Genomic DNA, 1,921 nt, shown 5'->3' on the forward strand with positions numbered 1-1,921 from the left:
CGGTGACTACGCTGAGCACGGGCGTGCCTTCCCGACCCGCGGTCGCACGCGGGCCTACTCGGTGACCTTCAATCGATCACTCGGGAAGGTACGCCTTTCGCGTCCAACCCGAGCCCGATCCACAGGCCTTGAGCATTGCTCCCCTCATGCCGCGGCGCTGGGTGACGGACGTGGCGATGAATCCGGCGAGCTGGTCGAGCTAACGGGAAGCGGGCGCGTAGCCCTTGATGCCGCGTGCTCCGAGTTTGCCGAACTCGATGTTCGTGTCGGGCATTTACGCTCCCTTCTCCACGGGCAGGCCCAGCTCTGCAGGGTCGCAAACCAAGGCACCGCCCCTATTCGCTCGGGTTGAGGGGTGTGATGCCGGTGTCCCGGTACAACTCTGCCTCGAAGGAGAGCAGGACCGCGTTGTGCCCGCGGCCGGTGAGATCGAGGTAGAGCGCGGCCGGATGCACGGCGCGCCAGTCGGCCTGCTGCCAGGTGGCAGCCAGACGCACGTGATCGGGCTCGAACGGCACGATGGTGGTGTAGCGCGCCCCCAGGACGTGCTGGCCGGTGCCGGGTTTTTCGCGGTCCGCAGCAACCGCGGCGAGAGCCGGCACGAGGAGTTCGACGTGCCCGTAGGAGGCTTCGACGTAGAAGCTGTTGAGGACCTGGTCAGCCTCAGCCACGAGGGCGGTGACGCAGGTGTGGTCGAAGATGAAATTCATCAGGCGGCGGCGCCGTGCTGCAGCTTCTCGATAAAGGCGCGGGCCTTGGCACGGGAGGCCTCCGTGACCTCCGCACCCCACTTCTCTTTGACCTCGGCGATCGCGTCCTGGGCACGGGCCTCGCGCTCGGCCTGGGTCAGCTCGCGGTTGGCGAACTGCTCCAGGAGGCCGGTGATGGTGGTGCCGCGTTCCTTGGCGAGTAGCTTCAGCCGGTCGCGGACCTCTTCGCTGGTCTTGATACTCGTTTGCTTCGACTCACTCATACGTAAACTCTACCGCTGGTAGATATATCTCGTCGTCTGTTGCCGAGATACAGCCGCAGTCCCCTCTGACCGCCCGGCGGGGGCTGTCGCGGCGAGTCCTGGATGATCACGGCGGTCGGGGTCTGGTCGTTCCAGAAGCGGGCCGGGTCGAACCTCAGCTCCGGCGCTTCTTTCGTCGCCCGAGCCAGCCGGCAGGCCCGTGCGACGGCGACGCGGCGGGAGGGCGGGCGCGCGGGACGGGGCGGCACCGGCTGCTCGGTACGCTCCTCAACCGGTGGCCCGGTCGGGGGCACGACAGGAGGGGGAGCCGGGGCGCCGCCGGGTGCGTATCAGCGAGCCGTCCAGCAGGACGACTCCGCCACCGGATCGGGCGGGCGCGGAGCGCGGGCGGCCAGCAGGGCGACGACCTCGCGTACCCAGCGGGTGACGATGGTGCCGTGCACCCCGTTTCCGCCGGCCAGATCGCCCGGCCGCTGATCGTGTAGAGGCAGAAGTAGCTGCCCCGATACGGGCCTTTCAGCTTTGTGATGTCCCACGACCACACCCGGTTCGGCGCGGTCGCCATCAACTCGGGCTTCTTGCGGGGCCGGATGCGTGGCCTGGCGGCGGCGCTCGCGGACCTCGCCGTGCCTTCACAGGATCCGATACATCGTCGCCTGCGAACACAGATAGGTGCCCCGGTCCAGCAGCACCGCGTAGATCTCGGCCGGTGCCATGTCGACGAACTCGGCCGACCGCAACACCGCCAATACCTCTGCTTCCTCAGCCTCGCCCAGGGCCGCCCGCGGATGCCGTTTGCGCTCCCGCTTCGGCTTCGCCGGCGGCGGGGACTTGCGGTGGTGGCGATACCAGATCGCCCGGCTCAGGCCGAGCGCGGCGCACGCCCTGACCCGGCCGACCAGGTGGGAGCGGTGCGGGCCGCCTCGAAGACCGACTCGCCCTGGTCGC

The 1,921-nt window shown here is 68.9% G+C and carries 2 protein-coding genes and 1 pseudogene; all 3 read right to left on the reverse strand.

What is annotated here, in order from left to right:
- Positions 1 to 335 precede the first annotated feature (335 nt).
- Entirely contained in the window at positions 336 to 710 is a 375-nt protein-coding gene (locus ACGFYN_RS48080) for a hypothetical protein (protein ID WP_393872271.1), read from the reverse strand.
- Positions 710 to 973, reverse strand: coding sequence for a hypothetical protein (locus ACGFYN_RS48085; RefSeq protein WP_393872272.1), 264 nt, complete (start codon positions 971 to 973; stop codon positions 710 to 712). The genes ACGFYN_RS48080 and ACGFYN_RS48085 overlap by 1 nt, the downstream gene beginning before the upstream one ends.
- A gap of 632 nt (positions 974 to 1,605) precedes the next feature.
- Positions 1,606 to 1,921, reverse strand: a pseudogene (locus ACGFYN_RS48090) (hypothetical protein); the annotation flags it as partial.

The organism is Streptomyces sp. NPDC048419, assembly GCF_043200415.1.
Lineage (GTDB): Bacteria > Actinomycetota > Actinomycetes > Streptomycetales > Streptomycetaceae > Streptomyces.